The organism is Enterobacter cloacae complex sp. HYC033_NIDB, assembly GCF_056673335.1.
In genome coordinates, this window is the sequence record NZ_CP115126.1 from 28,290 (window position 1) to 50,346 (window position 22,057).

The following is a 22,057-nucleotide window of genomic DNA, read 5'->3' on the forward strand; positions in this document are numbered from 1 at the left end:
GATGAGAAAAATGCGTCAGCACGCGTGAGCAAGGAGCCTCGTATGTCAGACCAGACGCTAAAAGCGACCCGACAGCAGAGCCTTATCACCTTGCTGAGTAAAAGCGACTGGCTGACTACCGATGTGCTGGCTGAAAAGCTCTCCGTCAGCAAAGAGACCATCCGCCGGGATCTGAAGTCGTTGCAGCAGCAGGGGAAGCTTCTGCGCCAGCACGGGCGCGCGCGTCTGATTCACCCGGACAGCCGCGACAGCGGTGAACCCTTTGGCGCACGCCTGAAAAGCCATTATGCCGACAAAGCCGATATTGCCCGCCACGCGCTGGGCTGGATCAGCGAAGGGATGACCATCGCCCTCGACGCCAGCTCAACCTGCTTTCATCTGGCGCGCCAGTTGCCGGACATCGACCTCACCGTATTTACCAATAGTCTGCCTATCTGCCACGAGATGGCAAAGCGCGAGCGGATCACGCTTATCTGCTCCGGCGGAACGCTTGAGCGTAAGTATCGCTGCTATGTTAATCCGGCGCTGGTGACGCAGCTAAAAGGGCTGGAGATCGATCTGTTCATCTTCTCGTGTGAAGGGGTCGATGAGCATGGCGTCCTTTGGGATCCGTCCGAGCACAACGCGGGCTTTAAGGCGCTGCTGTTAAACCGCGCCAGCCAGTCGCTGCTGCTGATCGACAAAAGTAAATTTATGCGGGCAAGTGAAGTGAAAATTGGTCAGCTGTCGCAGGTGACACAGATTATTCAGAGCGATAAACGTCAGGCCGCCAGAGACGGCCTGACACGATGAGGTTACGCGGTGAGACGGAATTTCTGCACTGAGCGCTGGAGTTCTTCGGTCTGCCGTTCAAGTGCGGCGGCGGCGGCGGAAACCTGCTCCACCAGCGAGGCGTTCTGCTGGGTCACGCCGTCCATCTGCGTGATGGCAACGCCGACCTGAGAAATACCTTTGCTCTGCTCCTCTGACGCGGTGGCGATCTGCTTCATAATGACGGTCACTTCCGTCACGTCGCGCAGGATCGCTTCCATCGTGGTGCCGGTATCGTTCACCAGCTGCGCCCCCTGCTCCACGCGGGCAACGGAATCTGCAATCAGCCCTTCGATCTCTTTTGCCGCATTCGCGCTGCGGCTGGCCAGATTACGCACCTCACCCGCCACGACCGCAAAGCCCCGCCCCTGCTCCCCGGCCCGGGCCGCTTCCACCGCGGCGTTCAGCGCCAGAATATTGGTCTGGAAGGCGATGCTGTTGATGACGGTAGTGATTTCAGCGATTTTTTTCGAGCTGTCCGAAATGCCGCTCATGGTTGTGACCACATCTTCCACCAGCGAGCCGCCGCGGCTGGCCGTACTGGAGGCGACATCCGCAAGCTGGCTGGCCTGGCGCGCGCTTTCGGCGTTCAGCTTCACCGTTGCGGTTAGCTGCTCCATGCTGGCCGCGGTCTCTTCCAGCGCGGCGGCCTGCTCTTCGGTACGCGAAGAGAGATCGTTATTCCCGCTGGAGATCTCCGTTGCCCCGCGCCAGATATTCTCGCTGCCGGAACGAATCGTGCTGACCGCTTCCCGCAGGCTGTCCTGCATGGCGCTCAGCAGCGGCACCAGTTGCCCCACGCAGTTGCGGCCAAAGGATTCAATCGGCTGGCTGAGATCGCCCTGCGCAATCTGACGGAACTGCTGACGGATACGATCCAGCGGTTTTACCAGTATCGCCACCAGGTAGCGGTCGGTGAACAGCAGGATCAACAGACCCACGATCGTGGCGGTGATAATCACCGTCCGGGTCATGCTGGTGAGGCCGTCGACCACCACGCGCGTGCTGTCGAGCGCCTTCGCCGCGGTGTTGTTAAAGTTCTCAGCCGCTGCCCCGAATGCACGGCTTAGCGGCGGCGTGACGTTGTTGGCATGCTGACGATAGCCTTCGAGCGTCGCCTGCTTCGCCTGCGCCATCTGCGGCGTCACGCCACGATCGAGCAGCGCCTGCCAGGTGGAAATCACCTGCGCAGACACCTTTTCATCCATCGGGCCCGGAGAGATAGCTTTCATCTCTGCCAGCTTTTTACTCATGTTATCCAGCGCCTGCTGAGCAGGAGCCAGGTCCGGCGTGCCGCCCGCCGCTTTAACTTCCATCGCCCGGCTCAGGCGGGTGACGAAACGGAAGTACTGATCGTTGCCCTGGCTCAGCACCGTCATTTGCCGGACCAGCTGGCGGTCAACATCATTACCATCAGAAACACGAGACAGAGACCAGGTGCTGTAAAGCCCCACGCCTGCCCACATGACACAAAAGATCCCCAGTATCGTCAGCATGACGAAACGGATGGTGAAATTACGAAGCATCTTCATTGAGTATTCCTTGCCGTGAGGGTGAATTCGCCCAGAGGCGAGTACTACCCTCTTTATCGGCAGATACCGCAGAAAATATACTTTTTTGTTATCGAGTCGGCATAGAATGAAAACGTTGTTTCGAAAATTCACCGACAAGAAAGGAGACATCATGTCCTGGCACCCTTACACCGGCCGATACGAAAACATGCAGTACCGATACTGCGGCAAAAGCGGCCTGCGCTTACCGGCACTGTCGCTAGGCCTGTGGCACAGCTTCGGTCACGTTCAGCCGCTCGATTCCCAGCGCGCGCTGCTGCGTAAGGCCTTCGATCTCGGTATTACCCACTTTGACCTTGCCAACAACTACGGCCCCCCACCGGGCAGCGCTGAAGAGAATTTTGGCCGTCTGCTGCGGGAGGATTTTGCCGGGTATCGTGACGAGCTGATCATCTCCACCAAAGCGGGCTACGACATGTGGCCAGGGCCGTATGGTTCGGGCGGTTCACGTAAATACCTGCTCGCCAGCCTCGACCAGAGCCTGAAACGCATGGGTGTGGAGTATGTGGATATTTTCTATTCTCACCGCGTAGACGAAAACACGCCGATGGAAGAGACCGCCTCCGCGCTGGCGCACGCGGTGCAGAGCGGAAAAGCGCTGTACGTCGGCATTTCGTCCTACTCCACGGAACGCACGGCGGTAATGGCCGAATTGCTGCGCGAGTGGAAGATCCCGCTTTTGATCCACCAGCCGTCTTACAACCTGCTTAACCGCTGGGTCGACAAGACCGGCCTGCTGGACGCGCTGGAGAAAAACGGAACGGGCTGTATCGCCTTTACCCCGCTGGCACAGGGCCTGCTCACCGGAAAATACCTGAACGGTATTCCGGACGGTTCACGTATGCAACGCGAAGGGAAAAAAGTGCGCGGCCTGACGGAGAAAATGCTGACGGAAGCCAACCTGAGCAGCCTTCGTTTGCTGAACGAGATGGCGCACGCGCGCGGGCAGACGATGGCGCAGATGGCGCTAAGCTGGCTGTTGAAAGATGAGCGTGTAACGTCGGTGCTGATTGGCGCGAGCCGCCCGGAGCAGCTGGAAGAGAACGTTCAGGCGCTGAATAACCTGCGCTTTAGCGAAGATGAACTGACGCGGATTGACCAGCACGTTGCGGATGGTGAGCTGAATTTGTGGCAGGCGTCGTCGGATAAATAGTGCAGTCCGATGCTTTCGCCCCTCACCCTAACCCTCTCCCCAGAGGGGAGAGGGAACATGAACACCCTCTCCCCTCTGGGGAGAGGGCAGGGTGAGGGGCGTGGTGGATTTATTTCTTACTGATCTTATCCAGATACCCCATCACAAACGCCGACAGCACAAACGTCAGGTGGATAATCACATACCACATCAGCTTATTATCCGGGACGTTTTTCGCGTCCATAAAGACGCGTAACAGGTGTATAGACGAAATCGCCACAATCGACGCCGCGACTTTATTCTTCAGCGATGAGGCATCCATTTTTCCCAGCCAGTTGAGCTTTTCTTTGTGCTCGGCGATATCAAGCTGAGAGACGAAATTCTCATAACCGGAGAACATCACCATCACCAGTAACCCCCCCACCAGCGTCATATCCACCAGCGACAGCAGAACCAGAATCAAATCGGCTTCTGCCACGGAGAAAATGTTTGGCAGGACGTGAAATATCTCCTGGAAGAACTTGATCGTCAGGGCGACCAACGCCAGGGAGAGACCAAAATAGACGGGTGCGAGCAGCCAGCGAGAGGCATACATTGCGTTTTCAAAGAAGCGTTCCATAAAATCCTGTCTGCAAACGAAACCAGCGCTCAGTATATCTCAACTATACCTCGTTGGGATCCACATCCGGACGCGCATACTCCGGCCAGACCAGCGCGACCAGTTCCGGGTAGGCTTCCAGGCTAAACTCGCGAAAACACTGGCGCAGATTTAATACGTCTAAATCGGAGTACGACACCTTCTCGCCATTCAGACAGCGCTTTTTGATATTGTCGTAATATTTATAAACCGCCGAATTAAGGTCGCTACAACGGCGCTGCGCGTCGAACAGGCCGGGCGTATCATTAATTTCAGCCATTTTCATTCGCTTAATTGTCGCATGGAGAAAATCGATATATTCGTGATTTACCCGCCAGTACCAGACCGGCGTCACGGCGTTCATCAATACGGAGAAATGATCTTCCCCCTCCTCTTTCGACATCAATTCAGGCTGCGGCGGTTCACTGGCGTCTTTTGACGCTTTCGTTTTATTTAACGCTTGCATCAATAAAAGCACGCCAGCGGTCAGTAATAGTAACGTTATGACCGTAAAGAAAATGCTGTTCATGGGTAGGCTCCATTTTTTTTGATTTTAAAATTGCCTCATGTTATTGTCAACGAATCTCACCCTTTTTCCACCCCCACCTTTTTTGAAATTAAAGGAAATTAAAATGCTGCCCGACAATCTTGTCCCGGCAAAGTACCACATTACGCCTGTGGAACAGCCTTCGACGGAAGCAGATAAAGAGGCGAATTTCACTCAAGGAAAAAGAAAACTCTCCGACTATGAAGCCGACATATTAATTGGTGTTTCACGCACCGGCAAATCCCGTAATATGGTGCTGGAAGAGCACGATCGCCATTTAAAAGAGCGTTTATTTCGCGCCATCAAGATTGAAGCCTTAGTTCATCTACTAAATGATTTACAGGCCGAAGGGGAAATAGATGCCCAGACGCTAAGTCAAATAATGACCGAGAAAACGCAGCAAATAAATGAGGCCGGCAATGAAATTTGGCTTAATTTAATTACGCGTGAAAAAAACAATCCCATTTTTTATAACCTAGGGGAAGATTAACGTGAATGATGACAGCGGTAATAACGTTTATTTGACTTTAGATGATAAGAAAAGCGATGAATTTATCTTAAAGCAGAATCTCGACGCCCTGAAAAAGATAAAAAATGACGAGATGACGCGAATTACGCAGGATTTGGTTTCGATTCCGGCCACGCTGGTGCGCCTGAAATGGCAGAATCGTCGGGAGATTTACGCCTTGCAGGCCAAGGAGGAGATTTACGGCGCGGTGATGAACGCCATTATTGAACAGCGCCCTGAGCTTAAAGAGAAGATCCTCGGGCGACTGGAGGCGAACTATCAGTACCTGCTGGCACGCGAGACAGCCACCCTGCGCCTGACCCGTAAACTCTCGGAAGGTCATTACCGAACTTCAAACGTGACCTGTGTAGCGCTTGATGAAGAGGCGCCGACGGCGCCTTCAGTGTGAGTCAACAATGATTGTTGCGGAATGCAGGCCGGGTAAGGCGACGCCGCCACCCGGCAGGGAAGGCGGCAAAAGCTTTCGTTTTACTTCGCGGCCGCTTTCTCTTCGCCGACCAGACCAATCTTCAGGTATCCCGCCTGATGCAGCGTGTCCATTACCTTCATCATGGTTTCATAATCGACGGTTTTATCCGCGCGGAAGAAGACGGTGGTGTCTTTCTTGCCGCCGGTCAGCTGGTCCAGCGCCGGAATAACCGAGGCATCCGTTACCGGATCGTTGCCCAGGAACATGGACTTATCGGCCTTCACGGACAGGTAAATAGGTTTTTCCGGACGCGGCTGCGGCTGGCTGGAGGACGCAGGCAGATTCACCTTCACGTCCACCGTCGCCAGCGGTGCGGCAACCATAAAGATAATCAGCAGAACCAGCATGACGTCGATAAACGGCGTCACGTTGATCTCATGCATTTCACCGTTATCGTCCAGATTTTCATTAAGACGCATTGCCATACAATCAACCTACGCGCAGTTTGGACGCCGCATGTACCGGTTTAACGGCGCTGGCGTTCAGGTCCAGATCGCGGCTTTGCAGCAGCAGAACCTGCGCGGCAACGTCACCCAGTGTGGCTTTGTAACTGCCAATCATGCGCGCGAAGATGTTATAGATAACAACCGCCGGGATAGCGGCAACCAGACCGATAGCCGTGGCCAGCAGCGCTTCTGCGATACCCGGCGCGACGACCGCAAGGTTAGTGGTCTGCGTCTGGGCGATACCGATAAAGCTGTTCATGATGCCCCAGACGGTACCGAACAGGCCGACGAACGGGGAGATGGCGCCGATAGTCGCCAGGTAGCCGTTACCGCGGCCCATATGACGACCCACGGCCGCAACGCGACGCTCCAGACGGAAGCCGGTACGCTCTTTAATGCCTTCGTTATCTTCACTGCCTGCGGAGAGTTCCAGCTCGTTCTGCGCTTCGTTCACTAACAGGGTAGTCAGGCTTTTCGCATGGAAGGATGAGGTGATATCAGAAGCCTGATCCAGAGAGCGGGCTTCCGCCAGCTGCTTCTGCTCACGCTTGAGGCGGCGTTTTTGTGAAAGAAGTTCGGCGCTCTTGCTGAAGAAGATAGCCCAGGTGATCACGGACGCCAGAATCAGGCCGATCATCACAATCTTAACTACGATGTCAGCATGTTGATACATGCCCCAAACGGAGAGATCCGTCTGCATCAAATTATTACCCACTCTGTATCTCCAGGACGCAAATCACAAAATCTGAACGTAATAATATCAAAACGTCGTCGAATTGATAGTAGTTCTCATTAGTATTTACATAGTGCCGTAATTTTCGCTCACTTTCCTTGCGCTTACGCAGTAAAAATTTCTTATGCGAATTTTTGATAATATTTTCTGCTTATTCGATAAGCATCCGGATGCACATTCTGACAATCGTGGTAGTCTGGACGTCCAGACGTATAAAAACAGGATTGGCGAACATGACAAAGAAGCATCTTGATACCACGCTGGTGCAGGCCGGACGCAGCAAGCAATATACCCAGGGATCGGTCAACAGCGTGATTCAACGGGCCTCCTCGCTGGTATTCGATACGGTGGAGGAGAAAAAAATCGCCACGCGTAATCGCGCCAAAGGCGGGCTGTTTTACGGTCGTCGCGGCACGCTAACCCATTTTTCACTACAGGAAGCCATGTGCGAGCTGGAAGGCGGCGCGGGCTGTGCGCTGTTCCCATGCGGCGCGGCGGCTGTGGCCAATACCATTCTGGCGTTTGTCGAACAGGGCGACCATATCCTGATGACCAACACCGCCTACGAGCCAAGCCAGGACTTCTGCACCCGGATCCTCAGCAAGCTTGGCGTGACCACCGGCTGGTTCGACCCGCTCATCGGTGAAGGTATTGCCGAACTTATTCAGCCGAACACGCGCATCGTGTTCCTGGAATCTCCCGGCTCAATCACCATGGAAGTGCATGACGTCCCTGCCATCGTGAAGGCCGTGCGCAGCAAAGCGCCGGAGGCGATCATCATGATCGACAACACCTGGGCGGCGGGCGTGCTGTTTAAGGCGCTGGAGTTCGATATTGATATCTCCATTCAGGCGGCAACGAAATACCTGATTGGCCATTCCGACGGCATGATCGGTACGGCGGTGTCTAACGCCCGCTGCTGGGATCAATTGCGTGAAAACGCCTACCTGATGGGCCAGATGGTGGATGCCGATACCGCCTACATGACCAGCCGGGGCATCCGTACGCTCGGCGTGCGTTTGCGTCAGCATCACGAAAGCAGCCTGCAAATTGCACAGTGGCTGGCGCTGCATCCGCAGGTGGAGCGCGTTAACCATCCGGCGCTGCCGGGCAGCAAGGGCCACGAATACTGGCAACGTGACTTTACGGGCAGCAGCGGGTTGTTCTCATTTGTTCTTAAAAAGCGCCTGAATGACGCCGAACTGGCAAGCTATCTGGATAACTTTACCCTCTTCAGCATGGCCTATTCATGGGGTGGGTTTGAATCGCTGATCCTGCCCAACCAGCCGGAGCAGATTGCGGCCCTGCGCCCGGGCGGCGAGGTGGACTTCGAGGGGACCTTAATCCGCCTGCATATCGGGCTGGAAAATGTGGACGATTTAATTGCGGATTTATCGGCAGGATTTGAGCGCATCGTGTAAAGTGCTGGCTGAAATGTACTCCCCGGACGCTATTCTGAACACCGCAAGCAGAAAAGTCTGTATGAGATGCGCCTGCGATCAACCCCGACAGGCAAAATTGGGAGTACAATAGCGTTATATCTGCTGTTCCACAGGAAAGTCCATGGCTGTTATTCAAAATATCATCACGGCGCTCTGGCAACACGATTTTGCCGCGCTGGCGGACCCGCATGTCGTCGGGATTGTCTATTTCGTGATGTTCGCGACGCTGTTTCTGGAAAATGGATTACTGCCAGCCTCATTTTTACCCGGTGACAGCCTGCTCCTGCTCGCAGGGGCGTTAATCGGCAAGGGCGTGATGGACTTCGCACCGACAATGGTGATCCTCACCTCTGCGGCCAGTCTCGGCTGTTGGCTGAGCTACCTGCAAGAGCGCTGGCTTGGAAACACTCGCGTGGTGAAAGGCTGGCTGGCGCAGCTGCCGCATAAATATCACCAGCGCGCGACCTGCATGTTTGACCGTCACGGCCTGCTGGCGTTACTTGCCGGGCGTTTTCTGGCGTTTGTTCGTACCCTGTTGCCTACCATGGCGGGTATCTCAGGCCTCTCTAACCGCCGCTTCCAGTTCTTCAACTGGCTGAGCGCCCTGCTCTGGGTAGGCGTGGTCACCACGCTCGGCTACGCGCTGAATATGATCCCCTTTGTTAAGCGCCATGAAGACCAGGTGATGACCTTCCTGATGATCCTGCCGATTTTCCTGCTGGTTGCAGGGCTGGTGGGTACCATTGCGGTGGTGATTAAGAAAAAGTATTGCAGCGCATAAATAAAAGCCGGGTGGCGCTACCGCTTACCCGGCCTCCGTTTCCCCTCAGGCTCCCTGCATGGTTCTTATACGTGACGCATCTTCCCCCGGCGTGACGCCGAAGTAACGCTTAAACTCCCGACTAAACTGCGACGCGCTTTCATACCCGACCCGCATCGCCGCGGCGCTGGCCTTCATGCCATCGTGGATCATCAGCATCCGCGCCTTATGCAGACGGTAGGTTTTGAGGTACTGCAACGGTGACGTGCTGGTGACAGATTTAAAGTTATGGTGAAACGCCGAGACGCTCATATTGGCTTCCGCCGCCAGCTGGTCAACGCTGAGGTTTTCCGTGTACTGGCTCTCGATGCGCTTCAGCACGCGGCTAATCAGGCTGAAGTGCGTTTGCCGGCTTACCAGCGCCAGCAGCGCCCCGCCGCCCGGTCCCAGCAGCACATGGTAAAGAATTTCGCGGATAATCTGTTTTCCGAGAATACGCGCATCCAGCGGCCTTTCCATCACGTCTAACAGGCGTTCAATCGCGCAGAGAATTTCCTCCGACAGGGTCGCGGAGTTGATACCGCTTGCCGCCATTGACGGCCGGAAAAGTTCGTCCTCCCCAATCTCCATCAGCAGCTCCTGCAACTGGAGGATGTCGACGTTGACGCGGATTCCGGCGAGCGGTACCTCCTCTGTCGCGAAAGTTTCACATTCGAAGGGTAAAGGTACTGTCAGAAGCAGATATTCATTGGTGTCGTAACGGAACTCGCGCTCATTGATATAGCCAATCTTATGGCCAGAAAAGAGAAACACGATGCCGGGCTGATACATCACCGGGGTGCGCGTCCCGGGCTGGGTACCGTACAGCAATCGGATATCCGGCAGCAGCTCAGCCGAATCATTTCCGTTATCTATCAGTCTTTTAATCTGCGACGTTAGCTGGCGGCAGATGGCATCACGGTTCATTTTCAGTTACTCCGGGTACGGTTTCCGACGCTGACAGTGTGCGCATTTTCTTACCGTTTCTCCAGCGCGCTGTAGAAATGGGCAAGACATCGGCAGGAATGTGCATTGAGAGGATAGCGCCTGCCCGCCACAATGAGCAGCATCAGGTTGCCTTCTGCGCCACCACGATTTTTTACCCACTACAGGGAACAAGCCATGAACAACTTTAATCTTCATACCCCAACCCGCATTCTGTTTGGTAAAGACGCCATCGCCGACCTGCGCGCGCAAATCCCGACGGACGCCCGCGTCCTGATTACCTACGGCGGCGGCAGCGTGAAAAAAACCGGCGTACTGGATCAGGTGTACAGCGCTCTGGAAGGTCTGGACGTGCGCGAGTTCGGCGGTATCGAGCCTAACCCGTCTTATGAAACGCTGATGAACGCGGTGAAAATCGCCCGTGATGAGCAAATCACCTTCCTGCTGGCGGTGGGCGGCGGCTCCGTGCTGGACGGCACCAAATTCATCGCGGCGGCGGCCCATTACGCTGACGACATCGACCCGTGGCATATTCTGGAAACGGGCGGCAGCGACATCAGCAGTGCGATCCCGATGGGCTCCGTGCTGACGCTGCCGGCCACCGGATCAGAGTCCAACAAAGGCGCGGTCATCTCTCGTAAAACCACCGGTGACAAGCAGGCCTTTATGAACGAACACGTTCAGCCCGTGTTCGCGATCCTCGATCCGGTTTACACCTATACCCTGCCTGCGCGTCAGGTGGCGAACGGCGTGGTCGACGCCTTTGTTCACACCGTTGAGCAGTACGTTACTTACCCGGTAAACGCCAAAATTCAGGATCGTTTCGCGGAAGGCATTCTGCTGACGCTGATTGAAGAAGGTCCAAAAGCGCTGAAAGAGCCTGAAAATTACGACGTGCGTGCCAACGTGATGTGGGCTGCCACCCAGGCGCTGAACGGCCTGATCGGCGCAGGCGTGCCGCAGGACTGGGCTACCCATATGCTCGGCCACGAGCTGACGGCGATGCACGGCCTGGATCACGCCCAGACGCTGGCGGTGGTTCTGCCTGCGCTGTGGAACGAAAAACGTGACGCTAAACGCGCCAAACTGCTCCAGTACGCCGAACGCGTGTGGAACATCACCGACGGTTCCGACGATGCGCGTATCGATGCCGCGATTGAAGCCACCCGTCACTTCTTTGAAAGCCTGGGCGTGCCAACGCGTCTCTCTGGCTACGGCCTGGACGGCAGCTCCATCCCTGCCCTGCTGGCGAAACTGGAAGCACACGGTATGACGCAGATCGGCGAGCATGGCGACATCACCCTTGACGTCAGCCGTCGTATTTACGAAGCGGCACGCTAAGCGTTTTTAGGATCCTGACTTTCGTTTTTTGACATTTCGTCCAGACTTAATGCACATCACATCGTCGGAGGTTCCCTCCGGCGATGAGCACCTGAAGGAGGAAAAATGGCAAACCAAACCGTAATCAAGCTACAGGACGGCAACGTGATGCCCCAGCTGGGGCTAGGTGTATGGAAAGCCGGTAACGACGAGGTCGTCTCCGCCATTCATAAAGCCCTGGAAGTCGGCTATCGGTCCATCGATACCGCCGCCGCCTATAAAAACGAGGACGGCGTGGGAAAAGCGCTTGCCAGCGCTGGCGTTCCCCGGGATGAGCTTTTCATCACCACCAAGCTGTGGAACGACGATCAAAAGCGTCCCCGCGAAGCGTTGCAGGAGAGTCTGGAGAAACTCCAGCTCGATTTCGTCGATCTTTATCTCATGCACTGGCCGGTACCGGCTATCGACCATTACGTTGATGCCTGGAAGGGGATGATTGAACTGCAAAAAGAGGGGCTGATAAAAAGCATCGGCGTCTGTAATTTCCAGGTTCATCATCTGCAACGCCTGATTGATGAAACGGGCGTCGCGCCGGTGATTAACCAGATTGAGCTGCATCCGCTTATGCAGCAGCGCCAGCTTCATTCATGGAACGCCACGCACAAGATCCAGACCGAATCCTGGAGCCCGCTGGCCCAGGGCGGCGAAGGGGTGTTTGACCAGAAAATCATCCGTGAACTGGCGGATAAGTACGGTAAAACCCCGGCGCAGATCGTCATTCGCTGGCATCTGGATAGCGGTCTGGTGGTGATCCCGAAATCGGTCACGCCATCGCGTATCGCCGAGAACTTCGACGTCTGGGATTTCCGCCTGGATAAAGACGAGCTGGGTGAAATTGCGAAGCTGGATCAGGGCAAACGGCTTGGGCCGGACCCGGATCAGTTTGGCGGGTGATCCCCTCACCCTGCCCTCTCCCCGGAGGGGAGAGGGTTAGACCTGTAGGCCCGGTAAGCGCAGCGCCACCGGGCATTGTTACAGGTTTAACCGGTCTTACGTTTTACGTTCTTCTTCGTTCCCGCAACACCGTTCGAACGCTGATGCGCAATAGACGTGTGCTTGGTCAGCGCCGGGCGCGTGTTGCGGTTCTGGCGGCGCGCTTCGCGCATCTCTTCCAGCGTTGGCGCTGGCACCAGGCAATCACGACGCGAGCCGATCAGGTGCTTTTTCCCCATCTCTTCCAGCGCCTGACGGATCAGCGGCCAGTTCTTCGGATCGTGATAACGCAGCAGCGCTTTATGCAGACGGCGCTGTTTATCCCCTTTCGGCACCACCACGTCTTCGCTCTTATAACCAATCTTACTCAGCGGGTTTTTGCCGGTGTAATACATGGTCGTCGAGTTGGCGAGCGGCGACGGATAGAAGTTCTGCACCTGATCCAGACGGAATCGACGCTGCTTCAGCCACAGCGCCAGATTCACCATGTCTTCATCACGGGTGCCGGGGTGTGCGGAGATGAAGTATGGGATCAGATACTGCTCTTTCCCCGCCTGTTTTGAATAGGTATCAAACAGCTGTTTAAAGCGGTCATAGCTGCCCATGCCTGGCTTCATCATTTTGGACAGCGGGCCTTCTTCGGTGTGCTCCGGGGCGATCTTCAGATAACCGCCAACGTGGTGCGTCGCCAGCTCTTTGATGTAGCGCGGATCTTCCACCGCAATGTCGTAACGCACGCCGGAGGCGATCAGGATCTTCTTGATGCCTTTCAGGTCACGGGCGCGACGGTAGAGGTTGATCGTCGGCTCGTGGTTGGTGTCCATATGCTCGCAAATGCTCGGATAGACGCAGGAGAGACGACGGCAGGTCTGCTCGGCGCGCGGCGATTTACAGCGCAGCATATACATGTTGGCCGTTGGACCACCCAGATCGGAGATCACGCCGGTAAAGCCCGGCACCGTGTCGCGAATCGCTTCGATCTCGTTAACAATCGACTCTTCGGAACGGCTCTGAATAATACGGCCTTCATGTTCAGTGATCGAACAGAGCGAGCACCCTATAATTCTGATCATTTAGAAATTTTTTTGCGTTTAAAATCAATGAATTGAAAGATTTCATTTTTCTAAGTCTGATAAAACAGATGAAAACCCAACTGACTATACTCATAAAACTCAATCTTTGCGCTGCTGTACGATACCAGTAATTACAGGCGCCGAGTTTAACATCATGAAAAGTAGCCCAATAATGAATGACGCAACGCCAGCTGCGGTGCCTAACTTCTGACTGAACACCATTGAAACAAAGTACATATTTGGGATAAAAACGGACATAGCAATCACGAAAAGTAACTTATTCAGATAATTATTTATTCGGGTCTTAACCTCAACTCTATCATAAAAAGCCATCGAAACGTAAGCAGTTATCAGTGAATAAAAAGACCATGTCATATAGTTAACCGATTCATTAAATGCCTCTCGCAAAAGCAAAGCACTTTCTGTCATTCCCTACCTCATTAAATCAATAGAAAATAAATCTGAATAATTTATTTTTAAAAGAAAAGAACACAACATAACTTCAGTAGTTATGATTAATCCCTGAATGATTATTTCTTAGCAAGATATAACATGCTTAATGTATATCAGGCAATAAAAAAACTCCCAAAGACCACCGCTGTGGTCTTCAGGTATAGGATTTAAAGAACGAACTCAGTCCGGAAACGTATCACTATCTTCTGTAACGTCCGCTTTCTCTGGTAACATTCTGTTTTTAATATACTGTGAATTCCTGCAGATGAGAGGAAAAATCTCCGAGTTATTCATTATACAACTCGTTGCCGTACGGGCGTCCTCCGGAGACCATGATGAAAATGAAAACGTCTGACGGTCAAGCCATTGAGACAATAATACATTATCAACAGAAGCGCTAAACAGCGCCGCAATAGCCCTGCGTTCAACGGCCTTCTCAGGTTCAATAAACGACAACTCATTATGAAAACGGGTAATAATCGCAATACGGCTGTCAATACGAATATGTCTTTCAAGTAAGACATCGTGCAACTCATCAAGTACAGTCTCTCTCTGGGTATCGTCGAGGCAAGACCACAGGAAATGAATGTTCTCGGCATTTGTGACAACGTCTGGCTCTGCATCACGGAACCATGATGCAAAGATACCCACACTACCTTCCATCCGGATATGCTGCCCCTGAAGTTGCATTTGTTCAAGGATAAAGCGCATGTTCACAGGAAGAACCGTAAAACACTCAATAAGCCTTTCAGAAGAACTAAATACTCCACATGCCAGGGCGTTCAGCTTTTTCTTCAAAATATCAAACTGCTCACCTGACTGATATACGTCATGGAGAAATACTGGACCCATAGCATTCACATCAGACTCAATTATTTTCTCTGACAGTGCTTTTTGACGCTCTCGCACAAATATTAAAAGAGAGGTTGCATTTGTAGCTTCTTTGATGACGTCATACTGACCTTTAACAAAGCTCAGGACAGGTATATTCACCAGAAGACCTAAATCAACAATCCTGCCAACAGCATTTTTGATGTACGGCAGAACATTTTTATCCTTAAGTGCTATAAAGATACTCTCGGCAGTACGTAGATAACGAAGATATGCAGCCAAAGCCAGGTCAAACCGTTCCTCACCAATATGTTCACTGTACGACTCGATACCGGCATAGTTACCATGGAGCACCATGTGAGCAACAGCCTGTGCAGCAAATTCCGCAGGGAAGAGATTCCTCGTCGCCGTATTATTAAGATAATATTGATTTAAAACATTATTATTCCAGTCCGGGCTCAGAACAATTTTTCTGAAATGGATAACGTCCTCAACAACCTGACGATTTTTAAGCGTCATTATTGCAGAGCTAACCTGAGCCCCACCTGTACCATCATTCTTTCCAATTACGTTCTGTACCGCCTTCGATGCAATATTGATATGCCGGATAATTCCCGGATTAAAAAGGTCTATCTGAGGTTGCTCAGCTCCATAGCGTAACATCTCCTCCCGACCGTGATTTCCGATATCTAGTGTGCCAATTTTCAGGTTTGACAAGGTCTCTTCATTATTGACAAGGTATTCCACATAAAATACGCCATCTACAAAATTCTCCATTTTATTCAGTAGTGATTCACCGGCCAGAACAGAGTATGAATCAGCTTCCTGCAGCAACGTCTGCGTGGATTCAGCCTCCAATTTTTCTGAATCCTGAATTTCATCAAGTTTACTCACAATAAACGATATTTGCCTTTCGACGAAAGGCTCTAGGCTTATCCGCCCGTCAGCCATCAGTTTCTGCAGACTCAATACGAAACCTTCATCATTCTTTTCTCTGAGTGAAACAGCATAACTCTGATTCAGCATTTGCACTGCGACTTTGAGTTGCGGTTCGGCGAGAGCCTGACACTTCTCATCCATCCGGCTATAAGAAACCAGCCAGTCTCGCATCTGAATATGTGGTGCCACTCGCTGCCATGCTTCAGCGAAACCCCACAAGGCCGTCAGTTCTTCAAGCCGTGGGATATTTATAGCACCAATCGCGTCTTTAAGAGGCGTATCAAGCAACTCGCTCCTGGCAAGCTCCACCGTGGACTGATAGTGGATGCTCATCAGAAATTCGCTCCATCTTTCTGTATCGTTATTAAAAATTCGGGATATTTGTTGATAAGTTAGCGAGAGCATCTCGTCAAAATCATCCGGAGCAATACCGGGTTCGGTCTGACTAGCTTTGGGATCGCGAAGTAATACTTTAATATCTCGCTCCCCGTATCTGACCACCAGTAAGTAGAGAGCAATAAGAATATGGCGATGATCTTCTGTTGCAGGAACGGTAAGGTTCAGAATATGAATATCATTAACAAACTTCTTCATTAATCGCGGTGTGATACGAGGATACTCAGAGGGTTTCCAGCGCTCAAGCAACACCGTTGCTTCCCGGCACGCTATCCCTGCATCCTCATTTACTGTTTCTTTCCAGTACTGCCTTAACGCTTCCTGCCATCCTGCCGAAATAAGAGGAGGAACCTGAAAACTTACAGGAATCCGCTTTGCAATAAACTCACGCCCGCTGAAACCCGCCACAGAAAGTGAGGCTGAAACCTGTCTTGCCGAATAGGGCACCACTATCCTGAAGTGTTCATGAGTGGCTCCGGCAATAAGCTCCATATCACTCCAGAGCTCTTTCACTTTGTCTGCACTGATTCGGTCCAGATTATCAATGATAAGGATGAAGCGATCTCCATGGGAAATGACCTCTTTGGAGGTAAATCCCTGCAGAGCTTCAGCCAGCTCAATAGCTCCGACCTCCTTATTAACTAGCCAAGTCTCTTCAATCCTGTCAGTACTGTTGCGTTTGAACAAATCACCAATACTCGAATACCCTTTCTTTCTGTACCATTCCATGTTCTGCAGGCATGCCAGTCCTGCGACCATAATGGCAGGAGAAAGAAACGCGGCCACCTCAACATAAAAAAGCCACCCTAATAATGACTCCTTGTGATCCTACCCACGTAATGTGGACACGGCCCTAAGCGAGGTTCTGGTTTTCAAATTGTTCGGGACTGAGTCCGCCACAGGCACTGTGTCGGCGCCACCGATTGTAATCACACTCGATATAATTAAACACCGTCATCCGCATGATTTCCCGGCTGATAAGGCGTTCCCCGTGGATACATTCCACCTTCAGCGAGTGGAAGAAGCTTTCCGCGCAGGCATTGTCGTAACAACATCCTTTGGCACTCATGCTACCGTGCAGATTATGCCGCTTCAGTAACGCCAGATAGTCTGCCGAACAGTACTGCCCGCCTCTGTCCGTATGCACGATGACATTTTCCGGGCGCTTACGTCGCCAGAGTGCCATCTGTAGCGCATCGCAGGCCAGCTGCGCTGTCATCCGCGACGACATCGACCAGCCGATGACAGCACGGGACCACAGGTCAATGACCACCGCCAGGTACAACCAGCCTTCGTCCGTGCGCAAGTACGTGATGTCACCCGCCCACTTCTGATTCGGGCCACTCGCGTAAAAATCCTGTTTCAGCAGATTTTCAGACACCGGCAGGCCATGTTCGCGGTATCGGACCGGGCTGAACTTCCGGGCCGCTTTTGCGCGAAGCCCCTGACGCCGCAGGCTGGCGGCAATGGTTTTGACGTTGTACTCAGGCAGTTCGTCAGCGAGACGAGGCGCACCATAACGCTGTTTTGCCTCAGTGAATGCCTGACGGACAGCAGTATCACAGACGAGCCGGAACTGCTGACGTGGTGTTATCTGCTGACGACGCAGACGCCACGCATACCAGCCGCTACGGGCGACCCGCAGTACCCGGCATATGGCTTTGACGCTGAACTCAGCCCGATGTTTTTCAATAAAGACATACTTCATTTCAGGCGCTTCGCGAAGTATGTCGCGGCCTTTTGGAGAATGGCCAGCTCCTCTGCCTGTTCCGCCAGTTGGCGCTTAAGACGGGCAATTTCAACGGACATTTCCTGCTCACGTTCGGAAGAGCTGCGGGCATTGTTAATCTTACTGCGCCATGCGTAGAGCTGGGATTCGTACAGGCTGAGTTCCCGGGCAGCGGCAGCAACACCGATACGTTCCGCAAGCTTCAGGGCTTCGTTGCGGAATTCAGGCGTGTACTGTTTGCGGGGCTTCTTACTGGTTGATGCTGGTTTTGTCATGAGTCACCTCTGGTTAAGAGTTTACTCACTTAGTCGTGTGTCCACTATTCGTGGGTAAGATCATTGTTAGTAAAATATTGATTAAGGTCTGTTAGCACATAACGAAGCATCTGCACGGAAAGCAATGACAGTAAAATAAAAACGACGGTCAACCAGCTTAGCCTGCTGCTGACCCTCTTGTCGTATTCAACGATGTTACCCAGAGCCAGATTTTTATACTTATCCAACACATCCCGGGAGCCCGGACATTGTAGGCTGACCCCGTGGTGGATGACATCGATAAGCGCTTTTTTAGTTGAGCCATGATGGTAACGTTCTGCATCAAAGTTAATGAACGTAAAATCATCTTTAAGCTTTTTCTGCAGGAACTTCAATATTGTTGACTTACCTGAACCCAGCTCACCTTCCAGACCAATAATATTGACATCAGGTGTCCTGATGATCTGAGCCACATTCTCTGCAACTTTTTCATGACTGCTGCCTCTAAACATATCCTGGTCAGCGGGTGATTCCGTCTGCAATCGTAGAGTCATTCAGCAATTTCCTTCGTTATAACGTAAGATTCTTTCACTATTAGACACAGTACAGAGCCCACAGCAACCAAATGACTGCAGCCGGGGCAGTTTAGTTTTAAGCATGCATAAGCCGATTTCGATGGAATCCCTTTCACACAATAATATTGAATTGAAGCAATGAAAACATTAATGTGTTTGTTGTGACTAGCTGCAGGGGCCTGGAAGAAATTCCAAAGCCTGACAAACCGGAACAGGGCTTGCTCTGCTCCGGTTTTATCCAGTTCATCTTGAAGCCCTTGTTTTTGTTACATATCCCTGCTCACTCTTTCAGCCATTGTTAAGCTTCTTGTGTGTAATCTGCGAATAATACGGATGCAAAATTGATGCAATGGATTATACATACCTACAGCGCACGTTACGCTGAGCTGAATCGAATTTCAGAGAACGTTCTTCGCTATTACCCTGCCCAGCCAGTTGAACACATTTTATCATCCGGCCCCGAGAGTGACATGTTCTCTGCCTGGTACAGCCTTCATCAGAGTCAAACTAGACGTTATTTACAGGCAAAAGAAGACAGCTACAGAGTTTAAGTCTGACATTATTCGTGGCTGTGTCTGCCTTCGGAGTTTTCAGCTTATCCCGATAACAGCGGTTTTGAAAAATTGACGTTTTTTACACCGGTACATTGCCCGAACGCAATCTCCCCCGTAGCGAAATACCGCCCCGCAGAAAATCGTCCATGCTCGGCATGCCCCTGGAACATCAGCATCTTTTCAATAAAGGTTTTACAGCCTATAGTCTGTATAACACAAAATACACCTTACCTGCTGTATTACAGGGCGGTACTCCCTACTCAGTCTGCGAGGCAGGTCACTTATGAATAATCAGTTCCCGATAAAAACGCTGAACCAGCTCAGACCTGTGCTAATCGGGTTTCGCAAAATCAAGGGCTTCACGCAAAAAGATGTGTCTGAGAGGCTTGGCGTAACGCAGCAAACCTATGCCCGCCTGGAAGCAAACCCTGCTAGCGCCAGTATTGATCGTCTGTACAAGGTATTCAGTATTCTGGGCGTAGAAATAACGCTGTCATCTATTTCCCCTTCACCCTTCATTTCCCACACAGAGATGAGGGGGGCATTTGACAGCACTCCCGCCAGACGGGAGAAATGGTGACTATTAGAAGTTTGCTAGTTTTGTCGAATGACGCCAACTACATGTCCGCATCCATCGAGTAGTGGCTTCAAGCCACGATTGTCACTGCCTCCGCTGCCTTTTTCCAGTAACTCTCTCCTTTTAATTCTAATATTTAGGGGTGTCAACGCAAAGCAGAAACGGCACCTTCTTTGCGAGACAGAAATGACCTGTGATTGCCTGGCCGATTTATGGCAGCTAAGTGCGAGAAGCGGATATAGCGAATTCGCCATTGTACGGGATTAGCAGGTTTACTGAAGCAACCTGCGATGGCGTTATGGCAATAGTCAGTCCCCTGTCCAGTCGGCATAGGTGGCCACCTCGTCACCGCCGGGGATAAACTGATTGAAGCCTCCGCGCAAAATCACTTATTCTTTTCCGTTAATAAAATGCAGGAGCAAAGTCATGACTGGCGAAATTCGTGGGCGAGGCAGGCCACGAAAAACAGAGAGTACCTATACAGATACCCGTAATGACCTGATCCGAAGCGGGCTTGAACTGCTCACGCAGAATGGTTTTCTTTCAACGGGAGTCGATGCCATTGTCAAAAATGCCAGTGTTCCTAAAGGCTCATTTTATTACTATTTCAAGAGCAAAGAAGAGTATGCCCAGACTGTTCTGAGCGCCTATGACAGTTTCTTTGTGCATAAACTCCAAAAACATCTGTATGAATCATCCTTCACACCAATGATGCGTCTGGAAAATTTCATCGACGATGCCTGCGACGGCATTAAAAAGTACAATTTCACCCGGGGCTGTCTGGTTGGCAATATGATGCAGGAGAGTCCGGGTCTTCCACTGTCCTTTATCAAACAGCTCCACGAAATACTTGAGCGCTGGCAGGCGCTTGTGGCGTGCTGTCTGTCCGACGCGTTATCTTCGGGCGAAATCCGTTCCGATATGAATAATACGCAACTGGCGGCCATTTTCTGGAGCAGTTGGGAGGGTGCCGTAATGCGTGCCAAACTTTATTGCTCAACCCAGCCTGTGTACGACTTCTGGAGCTATTTCAAAAAGTCAGTACGCTATCAGCCCTCTAAGGACACGGCTGTTGAAAAGTAAAAAAGGGGCCGCAGCCCCTGATAATAATTATCAAACCCAGGCTGAGCCTGGCTTCCACTTCATTAGCTACACTGAATTACTGCCCGGCCACGAATTCCGCCACTCAGAAGTTTTTCGGCCACATTGATGGCATCACTCAGCGGATAAACGGTGGTCAGGCTATCCAGTCTGGACTCCGGTAAATACTGTACCGCCTGCTGCCAGATCGCCGCTCTTTTTTCCTTCGCGAACATGACACTGTCAATCCCTTTCAGCGTGACGCCACGCAGGATAAACGGAGCCACATTCCCCATTAGTTCCATCCCCTGTGCCATGCCGCAGGCTGCAACAATACTGCCATAACGCACCCCGGCGCATACATTGCAGAGCGTATGGCTACCGACTGTATCAATGGCGGCAGCCCAGCGTTCTTTCTGTAACGGTTTTCCGGGACAGGAGAGCTCGGAACGGTTAATAATCTCGTCCACACCGACCGTTTTATAGAGCCAGGCAGCCTCTTCCGGGCGTCCAGTAGACGCCGTAACGCGGTACCCCATTGATGCAAGGATCATGGCCGCAATGCTCCCGACGCCGCCGCTGGCACCGGTAACAAGTACCGGACCATCTTCAGGCTTAATACCATGATTCAGAAGTGCGTCTACGCACAGCATCGCGGTAAACCCAGCTGTTCCGATTGCCATTACGTGTTTGCCGTTAGCGCCAGCCGGGAGCGGCGTCAGCCAGTCTCCATTTACCCGTGCTTTTTCGGATAGTCCGCCCCAGTGTTTTTCCCCAACACCCCAGCCGGTCAGGAGAACCTTATCTCCGGCCTGATATTCGGGATGTGAACTGGCGGACACTGTACCGGTAAAATCAATGCCGGGCACCATGGGAAAGCGTCGGACGATTGGGCCCCGGCCCGTAATGGCCAGTGCGTCTTTGTAGTTGATGGATGAATAGTCAACATTGACCTCCACATCCCCCTGCGGTAGTTCACTTTCAGCGATTTCAGCAAGTTGCGCACTATAGCGTCCATCTGTTTTGTTGATTAATAAAGATTTAAACACGTTCACCTCGTTTGTCCGGGCGTTTACCGTTCAGTCATTAAGTCGTCAATAAATAATATTGACCGATCGTCTAATAATCAACACTACTATCCCAGTGCTTTGCCAGCATTCAAGAAACATTATTCATTTCATGCACTTAAAGCTGTCTTTTTTGACCGACATCAAACTGTATTC

Annotated in this window: 21 protein-coding genes and 1 pseudogene; 10 read left to right on the forward strand and 12 right to left on the reverse strand. The window is 52.1% G+C overall.

Annotated features, from left to right (window positions below):
• Nucleotides 1-42: 42 nt before the first annotated feature.
• Nucleotides 43-792 carry an L-fucose operon activator gene (fucR, locus tag O1721_RS25595; protein WP_032649514.1) on the forward strand — a complete coding sequence of 250 codons (750 nt, stop codon included), beginning with the start codon at nt 43-45 and terminating at the stop codon, nt 790-792.
• A gap of 2 nt (nt 793-794) precedes the next feature.
• Here the strand turns inward: fucR and O1721_RS25600 are convergent, their stop codons facing one another.
• Complete coding sequence (locus tag O1721_RS25600; protein WP_032649517.1) at nt 795-2,342, reverse strand: methyl-accepting chemotaxis protein; 1,548 nt, start codon at nt 2,340-2,342, stop codon at nt 795-797.
• A 151-nt stretch (nt 2,343-2,493) separates the two neighbouring features.
• Between O1721_RS25600 and O1721_RS25605 the strand changes: the two genes are divergently transcribed.
• A complete protein-coding gene (locus O1721_RS25605) occupies nt 2,494-3,534 on the forward strand; it encodes an aldo/keto reductase (RefSeq protein ID WP_032649519.1) in 1,041 nt (346 codons plus the stop codon).
• A gap of 109 nt (nt 3,535-3,643) precedes the next feature.
• Here the strand turns inward: O1721_RS25605 and O1721_RS25610 are convergent, their stop codons facing one another.
• Nucleotides 3,644-4,132 (reverse strand): TIGR00645 family protein, encoded by a 489-nt coding sequence (locus O1721_RS25610; protein WP_006811956.1) that lies wholly within the window; start codon nt 4,130-4,132, stop codon nt 3,644-3,646.
• Between the two features lie 43 nt (nt 4,133-4,175).
• The gene (locus tag O1721_RS25615; RefSeq protein ID WP_015571866.1) at nt 4,176-4,679 is read right to left on the reverse strand and encodes an ESA_00282 family adhesion-associated protein; all 504 of its coding nucleotides are present in this window, start codon (nt 4,677-4,679) and stop codon (nt 4,176-4,178) included.
• Between the two features lie 103 nt (nt 4,680-4,782).
• On the opposite strand from O1721_RS25615, the gene O1721_RS25620 reads away from it, so the two are divergent.
• Together O1721_RS25620 and O1721_RS25625 are read left to right on the forward strand one after the other, a co-directional pair.
• Nucleotides 4,783-5,187, forward strand: coding sequence for a hypothetical protein (locus O1721_RS25620; RefSeq protein WP_032649523.1), 405 nt, complete (start codon nt 4,783-4,785; stop codon nt 5,185-5,187).
• A gap of 1 nt (nt 5,188) precedes the next feature.
• On the forward strand, nt 5,189-5,614 hold the full coding sequence (locus tag O1721_RS25625; RefSeq protein WP_017382748.1) for a hypothetical protein: 426 nt from the start codon (nt 5,189-5,191) through the stop codon (nt 5,612-5,614).
• A gap of 80 nt (nt 5,615-5,694) precedes the next feature.
• Here O1721_RS25625 and exbD read toward each other — a convergent pair whose 3' ends face one another.
• Both exbD and exbB read right to left on the reverse strand, forming a co-directional pair.
• Nucleotides 5,695-6,120: a TonB system transport protein ExbD gene (gene exbD, locus O1721_RS25630; protein ID WP_001251472.1), complete on the reverse strand. Its 426-nt coding sequence runs from the start codon at nt 6,118-6,120 to the stop codon at nt 5,695-5,697.
• A 4-nt stretch (nt 6,121-6,124) separates the two neighbouring features.
• Nucleotides 6,125-6,856 (reverse strand): tol-pal system-associated acyl-CoA thioesterase, encoded by a 732-nt coding sequence (gene exbB / locus O1721_RS25635; RefSeq protein ID WP_003862482.1) that lies wholly within the window; start codon nt 6,854-6,856, stop codon nt 6,125-6,127.
• A gap of 251 nt (nt 6,857-7,107) precedes the next feature.
• Between exbB and metC the strand changes: the two genes are divergently transcribed.
• A complete protein-coding gene (gene metC, locus O1721_RS25640; protein WP_032649526.1) occupies nt 7,108-8,295 on the forward strand; it encodes a cystathionine beta-lyase in 1,188 nt (395 codons plus the stop codon).
• Between the two features lie 142 nt (nt 8,296-8,437).
• Nucleotides 8,438-9,097: a DedA family general envelope maintenance protein YghB gene (gene yghB, locus O1721_RS25645; RefSeq protein ID WP_479954017.1), complete on the forward strand. Its 660-nt coding sequence runs from the start codon at nt 8,438-8,440 to the stop codon at nt 9,095-9,097.
• Between the two features lie 45 nt (nt 9,098-9,142).
• Here the strand turns inward: yghB and O1721_RS25650 are convergent, their stop codons facing one another.
• Nucleotides 9,143-10,042, reverse strand: a complete 900-nt coding sequence (locus O1721_RS25650) for an AraC family transcriptional regulator (RefSeq protein WP_032649528.1) — start codon at nt 10,040-10,042, stop codon at nt 9,143-9,145.
• Nucleotides 10,043-10,237: 195 nt separating this feature from the next.
• On the opposite strand from O1721_RS25650, the gene yqhD reads away from it, so the two are divergent.
• A complete protein-coding gene (gene yqhD, locus O1721_RS25655) occupies nt 10,238-11,401 on the forward strand; it encodes an alcohol dehydrogenase (protein ID WP_032649530.1) in 1,164 nt (387 codons plus the stop codon).
• Nucleotides 11,402-11,506: 105 nt separating this feature from the next.
• Nucleotides 11,507-12,334: a 2,5-didehydrogluconate reductase DkgA gene (gene dkgA / locus O1721_RS25660; protein WP_003862493.1), complete on the forward strand. Its 828-nt coding sequence runs from the start codon at nt 11,507-11,509 to the stop codon at nt 12,332-12,334.
• Nucleotides 12,335-12,420: 86 nt separating this feature from the next.
• Here dkgA and O1721_RS25665 read toward each other — a convergent pair.
• The 5 genes and pseudogenes from O1721_RS25665 to O1721_RS25685 form a co-directional block, all read right to left on the reverse strand.
• Nucleotides 12,421-13,431: pseudogene (locus O1721_RS25665) on the reverse strand (radical SAM protein); the annotation flags it as partial.
• A 114-nt stretch (nt 13,432-13,545) separates the two neighbouring features.
• Entirely contained in the window at nt 13,546-13,875 is a 330-nt protein-coding gene (locus O1721_RS25670) for a hypothetical protein (protein WP_000140246.1), read from the reverse strand.
• 204 nt (nt 13,876-14,079) lie between these two features.
• Nucleotides 14,080-16,794: a P-loop NTPase fold protein gene (locus O1721_RS25675; protein WP_157843391.1), complete on the reverse strand. Its 2,715-nt coding sequence runs from the start codon at nt 16,792-16,794 to the stop codon at nt 14,080-14,082.
• Between the two features lie 124 nt (nt 16,795-16,918).
• A protein-coding gene (locus O1721_RS25680; RefSeq protein WP_087855188.1) for an IS3 family transposase occupies nt 16,919-18,069 on the reverse strand; the annotation gives its coding sequence in 2 pieces (ribosomal slippage) (nt 16,919-17,811 and nt 17,811-18,069; 1,152 coding nt in all).
• 44 nt (nt 18,070-18,113) lie between these two features.
• Nucleotides 18,114-18,602 (reverse strand): P-loop NTPase fold protein, encoded by a 489-nt coding sequence (locus O1721_RS25685; RefSeq protein ID WP_023280967.1) that lies wholly within the window; start codon nt 18,600-18,602, stop codon nt 18,114-18,116.
• Nucleotides 18,603-19,460: 858 nt separating this feature from the next.
• Between O1721_RS25685 and O1721_RS25690 the strand changes: the two genes are divergently transcribed.
• Nucleotides 19,461-19,757, forward strand: coding sequence for a helix-turn-helix transcriptional regulator (locus O1721_RS25690; protein WP_017384073.1), 297 nt, complete (start codon nt 19,461-19,463; stop codon nt 19,755-19,757).
• 423 nt (nt 19,758-20,180) lie between these two features.
• The gene (acuR, locus tag O1721_RS25695) at nt 20,181-20,837 is read left to right on the forward strand and encodes an acrylate utilization transcriptional regulator AcuR (protein ID WP_023280966.1); all 657 of its coding nucleotides are present in this window, start codon (nt 20,181-20,183) and stop codon (nt 20,835-20,837) included.
• Nucleotides 20,838-20,899: 62 nt separating this feature from the next.
• Here acuR and acuI read toward each other — a convergent pair whose 3' ends face one another.
• Nucleotides 20,900-21,883, reverse strand: a complete 984-nt coding sequence (gene acuI / locus O1721_RS25700) for an acrylyl-CoA reductase (NADPH) (protein ID WP_023280857.1) — start codon at nt 21,881-21,883, stop codon at nt 20,900-20,902.
• Nucleotides 21,884-22,057: the final 174 nt, after the last annotated feature.